This is a genomic window from Streptoalloteichus tenebrarius, assembly GCF_024171885.1.
GTDB lineage: Bacteria > Actinomycetota > Actinomycetes > Mycobacteriales > Pseudonocardiaceae > Streptoalloteichus > Streptoalloteichus tenebrarius.
Map to the genome: position 1 here is coordinate 276,405 of NZ_JAMTCP010000003.1, position 14,739 is coordinate 291,143.

Annotated in this window: 9 protein-coding genes; 6 read left to right on the top strand and 3 right to left on the bottom strand. The window is 73.1% G+C overall.

Annotated elements, in window-relative coordinates:
* Positions 1 to 113: 113 nt before the first annotated feature.
* Both LX15_RS04925 and LX15_RS04930 read right to left on the bottom strand, forming a co-directional pair.
* A complete protein-coding gene (locus tag LX15_RS04925) occupies positions 114 to 767 on the bottom strand; it encodes an Rv0361 family membrane protein (RefSeq protein WP_253668267.1) in 654 nt (217 codons plus the stop codon).
* Between the two features lie 125 nt (positions 768 to 892).
* Positions 893 to 1,747: an Rv0361 family membrane protein gene (locus LX15_RS04930; protein WP_253668268.1), complete on the bottom strand. Its 855-nt coding sequence runs from the start codon at positions 1,745 to 1,747 to the stop codon at positions 893 to 895.
* A 241-nt stretch (positions 1,748 to 1,988) separates the two neighbouring features.
* Between LX15_RS04930 and arc the strand changes: the two genes are divergently transcribed.
* Together arc and LX15_RS04940 are read left to right on the top strand one after the other, a co-directional pair.
* The gene (gene arc / locus LX15_RS04935; RefSeq protein WP_253668269.1) at positions 1,989 to 3,785 is read left to right on the top strand and encodes a proteasome ATPase; all 1,797 of its coding nucleotides are present in this window, start codon (positions 1,989 to 1,991) and stop codon (positions 3,783 to 3,785) included.
* Between the two features lie 181 nt (positions 3,786 to 3,966).
* On the top strand, positions 3,967 to 4,659 hold the full coding sequence (locus LX15_RS04940) for a hypothetical protein (protein ID WP_253668270.1): 693 nt from the start codon (positions 3,967 to 3,969) through the stop codon (positions 4,657 to 4,659).
* 683 nt (positions 4,660 to 5,342) lie between these two features.
* Here the strand turns inward: LX15_RS04940 and LX15_RS04945 are convergent.
* Positions 5,343 to 5,867 (bottom strand): NUDIX hydrolase, encoded by a 525-nt coding sequence (locus LX15_RS04945; RefSeq protein ID WP_253668271.1) that lies wholly within the window; start codon positions 5,865 to 5,867, stop codon positions 5,343 to 5,345.
* Between the two features lie 247 nt (positions 5,868 to 6,114).
* Here LX15_RS04945 and LX15_RS04950 point away from each other — a divergent pair, with 247 nt between their 5' ends.
* From LX15_RS04950 to LX15_RS04965, 4 genes are all read left to right on the top strand, one after another.
* Positions 6,115 to 6,813: an ABC transporter ATP-binding protein gene (locus tag LX15_RS04950; protein ID WP_372502318.1), complete on the top strand. Its 699-nt coding sequence runs from the start codon at positions 6,115 to 6,117 to the stop codon at positions 6,811 to 6,813.
* Between the two features lie 4 nt (positions 6,814 to 6,817).
* Positions 6,818 to 9,355 carry an FtsX-like permease family protein gene (locus LX15_RS04955; protein ID WP_253668272.1) on the top strand — a complete coding sequence of 846 codons (2,538 nt, stop codon included), beginning with the start codon at positions 6,818 to 6,820 and terminating at the stop codon, positions 9,353 to 9,355.
* A gap of 113 nt (positions 9,356 to 9,468) precedes the next feature.
* Entirely contained in the window at positions 9,469 to 12,006 is a 2,538-nt protein-coding gene (locus LX15_RS04960) for an FtsX-like permease family protein (protein WP_253668273.1), read from the top strand.
* Between the two features lie 115 nt (positions 12,007 to 12,121).
* Positions 12,122 to 14,653 carry an FtsX-like permease family protein gene (locus LX15_RS04965; protein ID WP_253668274.1) on the top strand — a complete coding sequence of 844 codons (2,532 nt, stop codon included), beginning with the start codon at positions 12,122 to 12,124 and terminating at the stop codon, positions 14,651 to 14,653.
* The last annotated feature ends 86 nt before the right edge of the window (positions 14,654 to 14,739 follow it).

The following is a 14,739-nucleotide window of genomic DNA, read 5'->3' on the forward strand; positions in this document are numbered from 1 at the left end:
GAAATGAGACCGCACCCGACCATCGGCCGATGATCGGGTGCGGTGTGTCCCTGTGCGGTGACCCTGGGTGTCAGAGCCCGGCGCGAGACGATGGCCCGGGGAAGGGGGCGGGGTCAGTCGCAGACCCGCCAGTCGCCGTCCTCCTTGACCATCGTCATGGTGTCCTCCGTGGACCTCGACTCCTCGCCCGAGGTCATCTCGACCCTGACGCGCGCCGTCGCCCTGTCCCCGTCCTCGGTGAGGTCGAGGAGCGTGAGCTTGATCCTGAGGTCCGCGACTTTCCTGAGCTCCTTCTCCTGCTCCTCGCGGAGGTCGGGAGGGAGCTCCCCGACGGTCTCGAGGTTCCTGCGCGCCTTCGCCTGCTTCTCTCCGACACCCTTGATCTCGCCGCGCTTCGCCACGCACGTGAGCTGGGCGGCGGCCTCGAAGTCCCTGCTCCCCACCGCATCGGCGTAGGAGTCGAAGACACCGCGCGGTGAGGAGTCGCGGGTGAGGAGGAGGACCAGCGCGACGACGGCGCCGATCACGAGGACGCCGCCGCCGGCCAGGACCCACGGCAGGGCCTTCTTCTTCCTGGACTCGGGCGCGCCCGGCATGCCGAAGGGCTGCTCAAGCTGCCCGACCTCACCCGGCTGACCCGGGAGGGGGCCGGGCTGCCCGAACGGGTCGGACTGGGGGAAACCGCCGGACTGCGGTCCGCTGGGCCGCTGCGGCCAGCCGCCCTGCTGTCGCGGGTCGTGCGGTCCTGCCTGGGACGGGTGGGACATGGCTACTCCGGGTCGCTGGCAGATCGTGTGTGCCCGACTACTACAGGTGCGCCAGGGTTCCCCCCGTGCTGACCCTGGGTGTCAGAGCCGACGCGAGACGATGCTCCCGGGAAAGGGGGGCGGGGTCAGTCGCAGACCCGCCAGTCGCCGTCCTCCTTGACCAACTTCATGTCGTCCTCCTCGCTCTTCGTCTCGCCGGCCATCGTCTTCTCGCGCTTGACCCGGGCCGTCGCCTTGTCCCCGTCCTCCTTGACGTCGAGGACGGTGAACTTGTACGTGGCGTTGAGCTCCTTGCTGAAGTGCTCCTCGGCCTGCTTCCTAGCCTCCGCCGGGAGCTTCTTCATGTTCTCCTCGTACTCCTTGCGCGCCTTCTCCCGCTTCTCGGCGCTCTTCTTGATGGTGTCGCGATTGGCGGTGCAGACGTACTGGGCGGCGGCGTCGTAGTCCTTGTTCTCGGCCGCCTTCAGGAAGGACTCCGCGGTGCTCCGCGCGGACGAGCCGCCGGTGAGGAGGAGGACCAGCGTGACAACGGCGCCGATCACGACGACGCCACCGCCGGCCAGGACCCACGGCAGGGCCTTCTTCTTCTTGGGCTCAGGAGCGCCCGGCATGCCGAAGGGCTGCTGACCGAACGCGCCCGGCTGGCCCGGGAAACCCGGCTGACCGGGGAAGGCGCCCGGCTGGCCGAACTGGCCCTGCTGGGCGGACGGGTCGAACGGACCCGGCTGGCCGAACTGCCCGGTCTGGCCGGGCTGCTGGCCGGGGAACGCGCCCGGCTGCCCGAACTGGCCGGGCTGGGCCGACGGATCGAACTGGCCGGGCTGACCCGGTTGGCCGAACCCACCCGGCGGGGTGCCGTAGGGCTGCCCGGGCTGGGCGGACTGCTGACCCCAGCCGCCGGGCTGGGGCTGGCCGGGCTGTTGCGGCCACTCGCCCGGTTGCTGGCCGTACGGCCCTGGCTGCTGCGGGGGGACGGACATCACGATCTCCTTGAGGCTCCACGGAGCTGGTTGTGACACTGCCCGGACCGGGGCCGGCAGCGCCGAGGGCTAGGACGCACCGTAGTGGGTAGCCGGTTCCACAGGACACCGAGATGGAGTAGTTCGTCCCGCCAAGTGAGCGGTTTAGGGTAAGCGCTCGTTTGCTCGGCATGGACGAACCCGCTCTAGTCGGTGATCGCCGGTACCGTGGGTGTACGTAGCACGGGAGGAGGGTGCCGACATGCAGCACGACCGTCCCGGCAGCCGACCCGATGAGGGCGGCGAGCTGAACACTGGTGCCAGCGCCGCTGAGTTGACCGCGCAGATCCGTTTCCTGGAAGACGAGGTGGCGCTGCTGCGCCGCAAGCTCACCGAGTCCCCCCGCCACGTCCGGTTGCTGGAGCAGCGCCTGGCCGAGGCATCCAACCGCGTCAGTCAACTCACGGAGCGCAACGCCAAACTGGTCGAGACGTTGAAGGACGCGCGGAGCCAGCTCATGGCCCTGCGCGAGGAGGTCGACCGCCTCGCCCAGCCACCGAGTGGTTACGGCGTGTTCCTGGCGACGCACGACGACGGCAGCGTCGACGTGTTCACCGCGGGGCGACGGATGCGGGTGGCCGTGTCGCCCGCCGTGGACAACGAGTCGATGCGCCTGGGCCAGACGGTGCGGCTCAACGAGGCGTTGACCGTGGTCGAGGCCGGCTCCTTCGAGCGGACCGGAGAGGTCTGCACCCTGCGCGAGCTGCTCACGGAGAGTGGCGAGGACACCGCCAGTCGGGCGCTCGTCGTCGGCCACGCCGACGAGGAGCGCGTCGTCCTGTTGGCGCACTCCCTGCTGGACTCCCCGCTCAAGCCGGGAGACTCCCTGCTGGTCGACAGCAAGGCCGGGTACGCGTACGAGCGGGTGCCCAAGGCCGAGGTCGAGGACCTCGTGCTGGAGGAGGTCCCCGACGTCGACTACGTCGACATCGGCGGCCTGTCCCGGCAGATCGAGCAGATCAGGGACGCCGTCGAGCTGCCGTTCCTGCACGCCGAGCTGTTCCGCGAGTACCAGCTCCGCCCGCCCAAGGGCGTGCTGCTGTACGGCCCGCCCGGCTGCGGCAAGACGCTCATCGCGAAGGCGGTGGCGAACTCGCTGGCCAAGCAGGTGGCCGCCGCCCGGGGGGACGACGACGGCCAGGCCAAGTCCTACTTCCTCAACATCAAGGGCCCCGAGCTGCTGAACAAGTTCGTCGGGGAGACCGAGCGGCACATCCGCCTGATCTTCCAGCGGGCCAGGGAGAAGGCCTCCGAGGGCACCCCGGTGATCGTGTTCTTCGACGAGATGGACTCGATCTTCCGCACCAGGGGCAGCGGGGTCTCCTCGGACGTCGAGACCACGATCGTGCCCCAGCTCCTCAGCGAGATCGACGGCGTCGAGGGGCTGGAGAACGTCATCGTCATCGGCGCGTCCAACCGCGAGGACATGATCGACCCGGCGATCCTGCGGCCCGGCCGGCTGGACGTGAAGATCAAGATCGAGCGGCCGGACGCCGAGGCGGCCAAGGACATCTTCTCCAAGTACCTGACCACCGACCTGCCGATCCACGCCGACGACCTCGCGGAGTTCGGCGGCGACAAGCAGGCGTGCGTCGAGGCGATGATCCAGCACACGGTCGAGCGGATGTACGCCGAGACGGAGGAGAACCGGTTCCTGGAGGTCACCTACGCCAACGGTGACAAGGAGGTCCTGTACTTCCGGGACTTCAACTCCGGCGCGATGATCCAGAACATCGTGGACAGGGCGAAGAAGGCGGCGATCAAGTCGGTGCTGGAGACCGGGCAGCCCGGCCTGCGCGTGCAGCACCTGCTCGACGCCATCGTGGACGAGTTCGCCGAGAACGAGGACCTGCCCAACACGACCAACCCGGACGACTGGGCGCGGATCTCGGGCAAGAAGGGCGAGCGGATCGTCTACATCCGCACCCTGGTCACCGGCAAGAACCAGGAGGCGGGGCGGGCGATCGACACCGCCACCAACACCGGTCAGTACCTGTAGCGCGCCTTCGCGCTCCCCGGCGACCCTCGCCCCTTCCGGGCGGGGGTCGCCGCCTGTTCGGGGCCTCGGTTCCACTGGGGCGATGCTGTCCGACCCCGGCACCGCACGGGTGGGGGACGCGCGTTCGAGGCTGATCGTTACCCTGCCGACGGTCGGTGTGCGGTGGTCGGAGGTGTTCTGCTTGCGCGGGCGAGGGCTTCTGCTGGTGTTGGGCGTGATGTTGGTGAGCGGCTGCTCCGGGCGGCCCAACGACCTCTCCGACGGCAGCTACTACGCCGACGCCCAACCGGCGGCGCAGGGCTCGTCCGTCGCCGCGCCGCCGTCGTCGTCCGCCCCGGCCACCGGGTCGTCCACCTCGGGGACGCCGTCCTCGGCCGCCCCGTCCCGTTCGGAGCAGCAGCAGGACGGCCAGCGGGTCGCCAGGGCGCTGTTGACCGAGTCCGTGCTCGGCCCGGAGGGCTTCAAGGTCGTCACCCCCGCCCGGCCCGCCGACCCGCGTGCGTTGCCCGCGTGCGTGTCGGACGTGGACCTGGGGCGCGCGCTGCGGTCGGGCCGGCAGGCCGACTGGCAGGGGGTGCGGACCGCCGTGCCGTTGGTCCAGTACGTGGGCGCCGCCGACAAGGGCTCGGCCGCCGACCTGGTGCGGCGGGCGAGGCGGGTGACGGGGTGCGCGACCGAGGTGCCGCTCGCGGCGGGCGCCGGAGTTGACGCGCAGGTCGCCTGGTGCGAGAAGGGACGGCCTGCCTGCCGGGTGCTGGTGGCCAAGGGGTCGCTGCTCACGGACCTGGAGGTCGCGGCCAGCACGGAGGCGCGTTCACGCGAACTGCTCACGCAGCTCGCCCCCAAGGCGGTCGAGGCCCTGAACGCGCGCTGAGGTCGGGCGCGTTTCTGTCGACCGGGTCCTGCCGACCGGGTCTTGTGGATCGGCTGCCTGACGTCAGGGGCGGGTTGACCGGGTGGGGACAAGTGGCTCGGCAAGAACCGGCAGTCTCCCGGTCACGGGCCGAATGGCAACCCTCCAGGAAACACCAAACGCCAGTTCGGCGCCAGTTCGACGTCCCAGTTATCCACAGGCCCGGGGGAATGCGGCCCAACGACCTGATTTCCGGGTGAATTTCCCTGTCCTGTTCCTGCCGTTATCCACAGGTCGTTCTTTGCTGGGAGCGGGCGGGGAGCGGAGCCGATAGGCTGGAGCGGGGCTCGCCCCCCAGGGCGGGTGGGGGCTGTCCTCGGGTGATGGGCTGGTCGTGGTGGGCGGCGTGAGCCTGGTGAGGAACGCCTGAGGGAAGAGCCAGAGGCTGCCGGCGGTGGGCTCGGAAACGCATCTCATGATTGGTCAGGTGCGGTGTGCGAACCCAGCCAAGTCGCCAGTGAGGCCCTCATGGGTTGAGAGGGTTGTCCGGTGATGGTGCCCGCACGAGGCGTTCTGGTGGCGCCCTGATTCCCGTGCGGTTCGGGACTTCGTTGCTCGGTCAACTCGTCGCCACGAACAAGGCGGCACCTCCCCGGAGTTCCCAGGGCCCAGTCCCGCCACGCCGCCGTCCGGTGGCTTCGGAGCTACTGGCCGTGGCCGGTCTGGCGCCGGTCCCATGCGTGGAACAGGGCGCGGCCGTCGGGGGTGAACGGCCAGGTCGGGTCCGCCAGGCGGGTGCGGAGGTCATCCAGCGACATCCACCCGCCCTCCGCGACCTCCTCCGGTTGGTGGATCACCGGGCCGTCCCAGCGGGCCTCGTACGTGAACGCGTGGTAGCGGATGGTGCCGTCCACGAACGGGAGCCGGAACAGCGGCGTGAGCGGGACGTCGCGCACCCCGAGTTCCTCGGCCAGTTCCCGGCGCGCGCACGCCGCCGGCTCCTCTCCGGCGAGGAGGACGCCGCCGGCCCAGCAGTCGTGCATGCCCGGGTAGACGTCCTTGTCCTCGGTGCGTCGGTGCACGTAGACCCGGCGGCCGTCGCCTGACCGGAGGAGCACCGAGGCCGCCGCGTGCCAGCGGCCCTCCGCGCGCATCCTCGCCCGGGGCAGTGCCCCGACCGGGTTCCCCTCGGCGTCGTAGATCGCCACCTGTTCCTCGGCTGCGCTCACCCGTCCGATGGTCGCACGACGAGCGCGACACTCGGGGGTCCTGCGACTCCGGGTTGATCTCCTGTCAGTCCTGGGGCGGATGACGGGTCGCGACCACCGGCGGACGCCCGAACGGGTGGGCGATTCCTAGGGTCGCAACCGACAGTCCTACGTTGACCAGGAGGCTGGGTTGAGCACCGAGCAGGGGCTGGACGCGCGACGGGCGACCGGCGCGCACGCGGCTCGCGTCGCCGCGCGGACCGTCGAGCTGAGGAAGGTGTACGGGCGGGGCGAGGCCGCCGTGCACGCGCTCGCCGGGGTCACGCTGGACATCCACGCCGGCCGGTTCACCGCGATCATGGGGCCGTCCGGCTCCGGCAAGTCCACCCTCATGCACTGCCTCGCCGGTCTGGACGCGGCCACCTCGGGCAGGGTCCTGCTGGGCGACACCGACCTCACCGCGCTCGGCGACCGCCAGCTCACCACGGTGCGGCGTGACCGGGTCGGGTTCGTCTTCCAGGCGTTCAACCTGTTGCCGCAGCTCACCGCGCTGGAGAACATCCTGCTGCCGTTGGAGCTGGCCGGCCGGCGCCCCGACCAGCCGTGGCTGGACCAGATCGTCGACGTGCTCGGCCTCGGCCAGCGGTTGCGGCACCGCCCGTCCGAGCTGTCCGGCGGCCAGCAGCAGCGCGTCGCCGTGGCCCGCGCGCTGGTCACGCGGCCCGACGTCGTCTTCGCCGACGAGCCCACCGGCAACCTCGACTCCCGCTCCGGCAACGAGCTGCTCGGGTTCCTGCGGCGCTCGGTGCACGACTACGGCCAGACGATCGTGATGGTCACCCACGACCCGGTGGCCGCCTCCTACGCCGACCGGGTCGTGCTGCTCGCCGACGGCGCGCTGGCGGGCGAGATCTTCCGGCCGACGCCGGACGCGGTGCTGGACGCGCTCCGCCGCCTGGGAGTGTGACGAGGTGGCGCTGCTGCGCACCGTGCTGGCGGAGGTCCGGCACCGGCCGGCCCGCCTGCTGCTGACCGGGTTGGCGGTGGTCGTCGCCACCGTCTTCGCCGCGGGTTCGCTGATCTTCACGTCCACGCTGCGGGTGGCGCTGACCGACGGGCTCACCACGGTCCCCGCCGCGGCCGCCACGGTCGTCAGCCCGCCCAGGAACGGCCCGCCGGACGAGTACGGCGTGCCCGCGGCGACCGCGGACGCCCTCACCGAGGTGGACGGGGTCGCCGAGGTCGTTCCCGTCCGGGTCGGCCAGGTGGTCGTGGCCCGGCCCGGTCACACGGCCGAGAACGGGTTCTGGCGGCTGGCCAGCGACCCCTTCTCCGGCCCGCTGACCAGCCACCGGGTGACCCTCGGCGCCGCTCCCCAGCGGTCCGACCAGGTCGCGGTCACCCAGGAGGCGGCGGAGCGGGTCGGGCTCGGAGTGGGCGACAGGGTGCTGCTGCGGCCCGCCGAGCCCCGGAAGGGGCAGCCCCAGCCCCCGCCCCGTGAGTTCACCGTGACCGGGGTCGTCCGCGCCCCCTTCCAGCAGGGCGCCGACACCGTGGTGGCCACCCCGGACACCGCCCGTGACCTGCTCGGCGGGGGCTGGACGAGCGTGCTGGTCGCGGCCCGGCCGGGCGTCGACGCCGGCACGGTCACCGCCCACGTCCGCGGGGCGCTCGACGGCTCCGGCACGGCGGAGAGCGGCCCCGCCCTCCGCCAGGCGGAGCTGAAGGAGCGCGTCCGGGACATCGACGCGCTCTTCGCGGCGCTCTCGGTCTTCGCCGGTCTGGCGATGGTGGCCGCCGCGCTCGTCGTGACCTCCACGTTCCGGATCGTGGTCGCCCAACGGCGCCGCGCCACCGCGCTCCTGCGCTGCGTCGGAGCCAGCCGCGGCCAGGTCGTCCGGTCGTTGCTCGCCGAGGCCGCGCTGTCCGGCCTGGTCTCGGGCGCGCTCGGCGTCGGCCTGGCGGTGCTGCTCGGGCACGGGCTGCTCGCCGTCGTCCGCGGCCGTGTCGACCAACCCCTGCCCGCGCTCCAGGTCTCGCCCGTCGGCATGGCGGTGTGCGTCGGCATCGCCGTCGTGGTGACGATGGCGGCCGCCCTCGCCCCGGCGATCACCGGCTCCCGCGTGCCCCCGGTCGCCGCGCTCGGCGCCGCCCGCATCTCCGACGCCAACACCGGGTCGACCGGCCCGCGGTGGGGCCTGGCCGGGTTGCTCGCCCTCGCCTCGGCCGCCGTGGCCGTGCTCGCCCTCAACGTCCTCCACGGGGCCACCCTGACGTTGGCCACGGTGGCGCTGTCCGGGCTGCTGGCCTTCGCCGCCCTGCTCGCGGCGGGGCCGATGGTGCTGTCGTGGCTGGCGCGCGCCCTCGCCCGGCCGATCCGGGCGCTGGGCGGGGTGCCGGGCCGGGTGGCGGTCGGCAACGTGACGCGCGCGCCCCGGCGCACCGCGGCCACCACCGCGGTGCTCACCCTCGGCGTCACGTTGGTCTCGGCGGTCCTCGTCGGGATCAGCTCCCTGAGCGCCAACAGCGAGGCCCGGGTGGCGGGAAGCCTGCCCGCCCAGTTGGTCGTGCGGGAGGCCGCCACCGGCTCGGACACCGGCCTGCCCCGCGACCTGGGGCGGACGTTGGCCGACCTCCCGGAGACCGGGCCGGTGGCTGAGGTGTCCGACACGCAGGCGGAGGTGGGCCCGATGCGGAGCGCGTGGGTGTCGGGCGTCGACACCGCCCGGTTCCCCGGTCTCGCCGACGGCGTCGTCTCCGAGGGCTCGGTCCGGGACATGGGGCCCGGCAGGGCCGGCCTGTTCGACGGGATCGCCCAGAGGCTGGGCAAGCACGTGGGCGACCAGATCACCGTGCGGCGCGAGGGCCGCGAGGTCACGGTGACCGTCGCGGCGATCTACCGGAACGCCAGCTTTCTGGGGCTGATCAGCCTGCACCCGTCCGACCTGGCCAGGGTCGCTCCCGGCTCGCCGGTGCGGACCGTGCTGGTCGACCCGGCTCCCGGCACCGACCTCACCGCGCTGCGCCGCGCCGTCGACACGGCCCTGGCCGGCAACGCCGACGTCACCGTGGAGGTCCCCGGTACGGGGAGGGCCGAATGGGAACGGACCCTGCGCACGCTGATGCTGATCGCGCTCGGCCTGGTCGGGATGACCGTGTTGGTCGCCGTGGTCGGCGTCGGCGTCACCCTGTCGCTGTCGGTCGTCGAGCGCACCCAGGAGTCCGGGCTGCTCAGGGCGCTGGGGCTGCCCCGGAGCGGGCTGCGGGCGGTCCTCGCGTGGGAGGCGACCGTCTTCGGCGCGTGCGCGGCCGCGCTCGGTCTTGGTTTCGGGGTGCTGTTCGGCGTGCTCGGGGTGCGGGCGCTGCGGGAGTTCGAGCTAGTCAGCATCCCGTACCTCCAACTCGCGGTCGTCGCCGTCGGCCTGGTGCTGCTCGCCTTGGTGGCGGCCGTCGTCCCCGCGCAGCGCGCCGCGAAGGCGAGTCCCCTCCAGGCGCTGGCCGTCGACTGAGCCGCGGTCGCGTCAGCACGTGGCGCACGAACGAACACGTGGCGCACGAACGAACACGTCGCGGACGAACGAACACGTCGCGCACGAACGAACAAGTAAGGACGAACGAAGCCGTGAACCTGATCACCCTGTTGCGGGTGGTGTTGGGCGAGGTGCGTCGGCGCCCTGGCCGCGCCCTGTTGCCCGGCGTGGCCCTCGTGGTGGGGGTCGCCTGCCTGACCGCCTCCCTCCTGCTCGGTGACGCGATGCGCGGCGCCTCGAAGGAGGGCAGGCCCCGCATCCCGGCGGCTGTCGGGCTCGTCGTGGAGCCCGCGGATGTGATGGCCGACGTGTCGGAGGCGTTCGGGGCCCTGGAGTCGAAGCTCGCGGCGGTCCCCGGCGTCCGCCGGGTGGTGCCGGTGCGGGAGGCCGGGGTCGACCTGCTGCTCGACGAGGGACGGTCCAGCGCCCGACAGGCCGTGCTGGACGTCGAGGTCGCCGACGACGCGTTGCGTCGGATTCCGATCGCGGAGGGGCGGTCTCCGGCGGCGGACGGCGAGGTCGCCGTGGACCGGGTGATGGCTCACTACCGCGGGTTGCGACCGGGCTCGACGTTGCCGGTCGCGGACGCGCAGGGGCGGCCGACCGAGGTCGTGGTCAGCGGGATCACCCTGCGGGGCTCGGGCGAGGAGCGCCGACTCGTGGGCGGCCCGGCCCTGGCCGCCCGGATCGCTCCGAAGACCACGACGTCCGAGCTGGACCTCGTGCTCGCACCCGGCGCTGACGTGGCGGCCGTGAGCGCGGCGGTCAGCGGGGTGGTCGGCTCCGCCTTCCAGGTGGTGTCGCCTGAGGAGGCCAGGCCCAGCATCGAGAGCGGCGGCGTGGACCCCTTCCTGTTGTTCAGCATTCTCGCCTTGGCGACGGCGGTGTTCGTGGCGGCGGCGACGTTCCGGGCTGTGTATCTGCAACGGCAGCGGCAGACGGCGTTGTTGCGGTGCCTGGGTTCCGATCGTGGTCCGTTGGTGGTGGCCAACCTGGTCGAGGCCGTTCTGACGGGCGCGTTCTCCGGGGTGGTCGGCGCGCTTCTCGGCGGACCCGCCGCGTGGGCGCTCGCTCAGGTGCTCGACGCGACGAAGGTCTCTGCCCTGCTCGGCGCCGTTCAGTTGGACCCGCCACTGCTGCCGACCTCGTCGGCCTTCGTCGCTGGCGTTGTCACAGCCGCGGTGTTGAGTGTGGTGGCGGCGGTTCGTCCCGCGTTGGGGGCGTCGTTGGTGCCGCCGCTGGTCGCGCTGCGGACGGCGGAGGAGGCTCCGCCGGAGCGGGCGCTGAGCCGGGGCCGCCACGTCCTGGGTTGGACGGCCGCTGGCGTCGCCGTGCTGTGCGCTGTCGTGTCGCTGCTCGGCAGGGGGAGCATGGCGGGGCCGATGGCGGCGTTGTTCTCGGCGATCGCGGCGGTGGTGGCGCTGTTCATGGCGTTCGGGCCGGTCACGGTGCCGTGGATCAGCCGCCTCTTCGGGGCCGCCGCGGGTCGCCTCGGCGGGACGACCTGGCGGTTGGCGGCCCTGGAGGTGCGTCGGGTGCCGCACCGGGCGGCGGCGGTGGCGTTGCCGCTCGTGCTGGCCAGTGCCCTCGTGACCTTCGGTCTCACCACGATGGGTGGTTTCGCCGCCGTCTCCGAGGAGGGAGCGCGGCAGCCCCGCGCGGACGCTGTCGTGCAGGACTCGGGCAGCCGTCCGCTGTCGGCCGAGGCCGTGCGGGCCGCCGCGCAGGGGGAGGGCGTCGCTGCCACCGTGGCGTTGCACGTGACTACGGGAACGGTGCCGGATCGACAGGGCGACGGCCAGAAGTCGAGCCGTGGTGGCGGTGCGGAACAGATCAGCATCGCGGGCGCGGACCCCGCTGCGGCGAAGGACGTCCTGGCACGCGTCGGCATCTCCGGCGAGAATCTCTCCCGGTTCGGGGAGGGCGCGGCGATGACCAATCCCGCGATCGCCTCCCAGCTCGGCCTCCAGCCGGGCCAGGAGTTCACCGTCGACGGTCTGCCCGGCGGCCCACGCAAGCTGCGGTTCGCCGGCACCTACTCCTATTCGCTCATGCAGCCCGCGGTGCTGCTCGCCGATCCGGGTGTCGCCGCCCCCGACACGGTGTTGGTGGCGTTGCGGCCGGGCGCGGACCAGGCCGCCTACCAGGCCAGCGTTCGCCGCGCGCTGACCGCGCAGCCCACCGTGCTGGTCGAGACCAAGGCCGGCAGGGCGGCCCAGGACCGCACGCAGTTCGAGGTCGTGTCCACGTTGTTCGCCGTGTTGCTCGGGTTGTCGGTCGCGGTGGCCGTCACCGGCATCGGCACCGCGCTCACGATCTCGGTGCAGGAACGCCGCAAGGAACTCGCTCTGCGGCGCGCGCTGGGTGTGCACCGGCGCGCGATGCGGCACGGGCTGGTGGCCGAGGCGGTGATCCTCGCGCTGGTCGGCCTGGTCGGGGGCGGTGTGCTCGGCGCCGGCTACTCGTGGCTGGTGTTGTTCGGGTTCTCGGAGACAGCCATGCCCTCCGCGCCGGTGTGGACGCTCGGCATCGGGGCCGTGGCCGTGGTCGTGCTGGCCGCGCTCTCCGCGCTCGGGCCGGCCCGCACGGCGGGGCGCATCGCCCCGGCCGCCGGCCTGGCCAGCGGCTGAGGACCCGGGAACGACGACCGGCACGGGGACGGATCTCGCGGGACGGACCCGCGGGACGACGACAGCGGGTCGGCTTCCACCGACCATCGAACCGACACGTGAGGACGAACGAGTCGTGAACCTGTTCACCCTGTTGCGGGTGGTGTTGGGCGAGGTGCGTCGGCGCCCCGGCCGCGCCCTGTTGCCCGGCGTGGCCCTCGTGGTGGGGGTCGCCTGCCTGACCGCCTCCCTCGCTCTGGGCGACGCGATGCGGCGTGCGACCAGTGACGGTCAGGCCCGCGTCCCCGCCGCCGTCGGGCTCGTCGTCGAGCCCGACCGCGGGGCCGACACGTCGGGCGCTGCCGGCACTCCGCCCACCCTCGACCCGTTGGAGCCGAAGCTGGCCGCCGTTCCTGGCGTGGCGCGGGTGGTGCCCGCCAGGAAGGGCGAGGTGGACCTGCTGGTGGGCCCCGACGGCCGCGCGGTGGACGACCGGGCCGCGCTGGACGTCGAGGTCGCCGACGCCGCGTTGCGTCGGGTTCCGATCGCGGAGGGGCGGTCTCCGGCGGCGGACGGCGAGGTCGCCGTCGACAGGGTCACCGCTCACTACCGAGGGCTGCGGCCGGGCTCGACGTTGCCGGTCGCGGACGCGCAGGGACGGCGGACCGAGGTCGTGGTCAGCGGGATCACCGTGCGCGGCGGTGTCGGCCGGACCCAGCTCGTGGGCGGGCCGGCCCTGGCCGCCCGACTGTCCCCGAAGGTCACCACGACGGAACTCGGCCTGGTCCTCGCGCCCGGCGCGGACCCGGTGGCGGTGCGCGCCGCCGCGACGTCGGTGGTCGGCGCGGGTGTGAACGTGGTTCCCGCCGAGCAGGCGTGGTCCAACGACGCTCCGCAGAACCTCACCGGGCTGCTGTTGTTCAGCGTGCTCGCCCTGGCGACGGCGGTGTTCGTGGCCGCGGCGACCTTCCGGGCTGTGTATCTGCAACGGCAGCGTCAGACGGCGTTGCTGCGGTGCCTGGGCTCTGATCGTGGTCCGTTGGTGGTGGCCAACCTGGTCGAGGCCGTGCTGACGGGCGCGTTCTCCGGGCTGGTCGGGGCTCTGCTGGGTGGGCCGACCGCGTGGCTCCTCGCCAGGGTTCTCGATGCTTCCGGCGCGTCGGCCCTGTTGGGCGCCGTGGAGCTGAGCCCGTCGCTGATGCCCTCGGGTTCCTCGATCCTGCTGGGTGTCGCCGTGGCCGCGGTGTTGAGTGTGGTGGCGGCGCTTCGTCCCGCCTTGGGGGCGTCGTTGGTGCCGCCGCTGGTCGCGCTGCGGACGGCGGAGGAGGCTCCGCCGGAGCGGGCGCTGAGCCGGGGCCGCCACGTCCTCGGCTGGACGGCCGCCGGCGTCGCCCTGGTCCTCGCCGCGCTCACCCTGGTGAACAGGGGCAGCAGCATGGCGCCGTTCGCGGCGTTGTTCTCGGCGATCGCGGCGGTGGTGGCGCTGTTCATGGCGTTCGGGCCGGTCACGGTGCCGTGGATCAGCCGGGTCTTCGGGTCGGCCGCCGCGCGGCTCGGCGGGACGACCTGGCGGTTGGCGGCCCTGGAGGTGCGTCGGGTGCCGCACCGGGCGGCGGCGGTGGCGTTGCCGCTGGTCCTGGCGAGCGCCCTGGTGACGTTCGGCCTCACCACCATGGGCGGATTCGCCGCCTCGGGCGCGGAGGAGGCGCGGCAACCCCGCGCGGACGTCGTGGTCCAGGACGTGGGGGAGCGGTCGCTGTCGGCCGAGGCCGTGCGGGCCGCCGCGCAGGGGGAGGGCGTCGCCTCCACCATGACGCTGCACCGGACCACCGGCACGGTGCCCTCGGGCCAGTCGCAGTCGCCGACTCAGGTGGCGGTGGCCGCCGCCGACCCGGTCGCGACCAGGGACGTACTGACGCGCCTCGGTCTGCCGAACGACGTGGTCGCCCGGTTCGGGGATGGCGCCGCCCTGACCAACCCCGCGATCGCCTCCCAGCTCGGGCTCCAGCCGGGCCAGGAGTTCACCGTCGACGGTCTGCCCGGCGGCCCGCGCAAGCTGCGGTTCGCCGGCACGTATCCGTACTCACTCATGCGACCGACGGTGCTGCTGGCCGGAACCGACGTCGGCACGCCCGACACGGTGTTGGTGGCGTTGCGGCCGGGTGCCGACCAGGCCGCCTACCAGGCCAGCGTGCGCCGCGCGCTGACCGCGCAGCCCACGGTGCTCGTCGAGACCAAGAAGGACCTGACCACCCGGGGAGCGGAGAAGAACGAGATCCTCTCCTCGCTGTTCGCCGTGTTGCTCGGGTTGTCGGTCGCGGTGGCCGTCACGGGTATCGGGACGGCGCTCACGATCTCGGTGCAGGAACGCCGCAAGGAGCTGGCGTTGCGGCGCGCGCTGGGCGTGCACCGACGGGGGATGCGTCTCGGCCTGGTGGCCGAGGCGGTGATCCTCGCGCTGGTCGGCGTGCTCGGCGGTGGCCTGCTCGGCGTGGCCTACTCCTGGCTCCTGCTCTACGGGTCGGGCATCGACGCCACGCCCACCTCACCGCTGTGGACGTTGGGGATCGGGGCCGTGGCCGTGGTCGTGCTGGCCGCGCTCTCCGCGCTCGGGCCGGCCCGCACGGCGGGGCGCATCGCCCCGGCCGCCGGCCTGGCCAGCGGCTGATCACACCCCTCGGGAGCGTCCCGGCGGGCCGTCCGCGTGGCGGGGCGGGACGCTCCCGAGGAACCCCGTCCGGTCCCACCCCGCCC

Bases quoted from the DNA above. Each gene is read 5' to 3' on its own strand.
- LX15_RS04925 (WP_253668267.1), bottom strand. From the start codon at position 767: ATGTCCCACCCGTCCCAGGCAGGACCGCACGACCCGCGACAGCAGGGC.
- LX15_RS04930 (WP_253668268.1), bottom strand. From the start codon at position 1,747: ATGTCCGTCCCCCCGCAGCAGCCAGGGCCGTACGGCCAGCAACCGGGC.
- arc (WP_253668269.1), top strand. From the start codon at position 1,989: ATGCAGCACGACCGTCCCGGCAGCCGACCCGATGAGGGCGGCGAGCTG.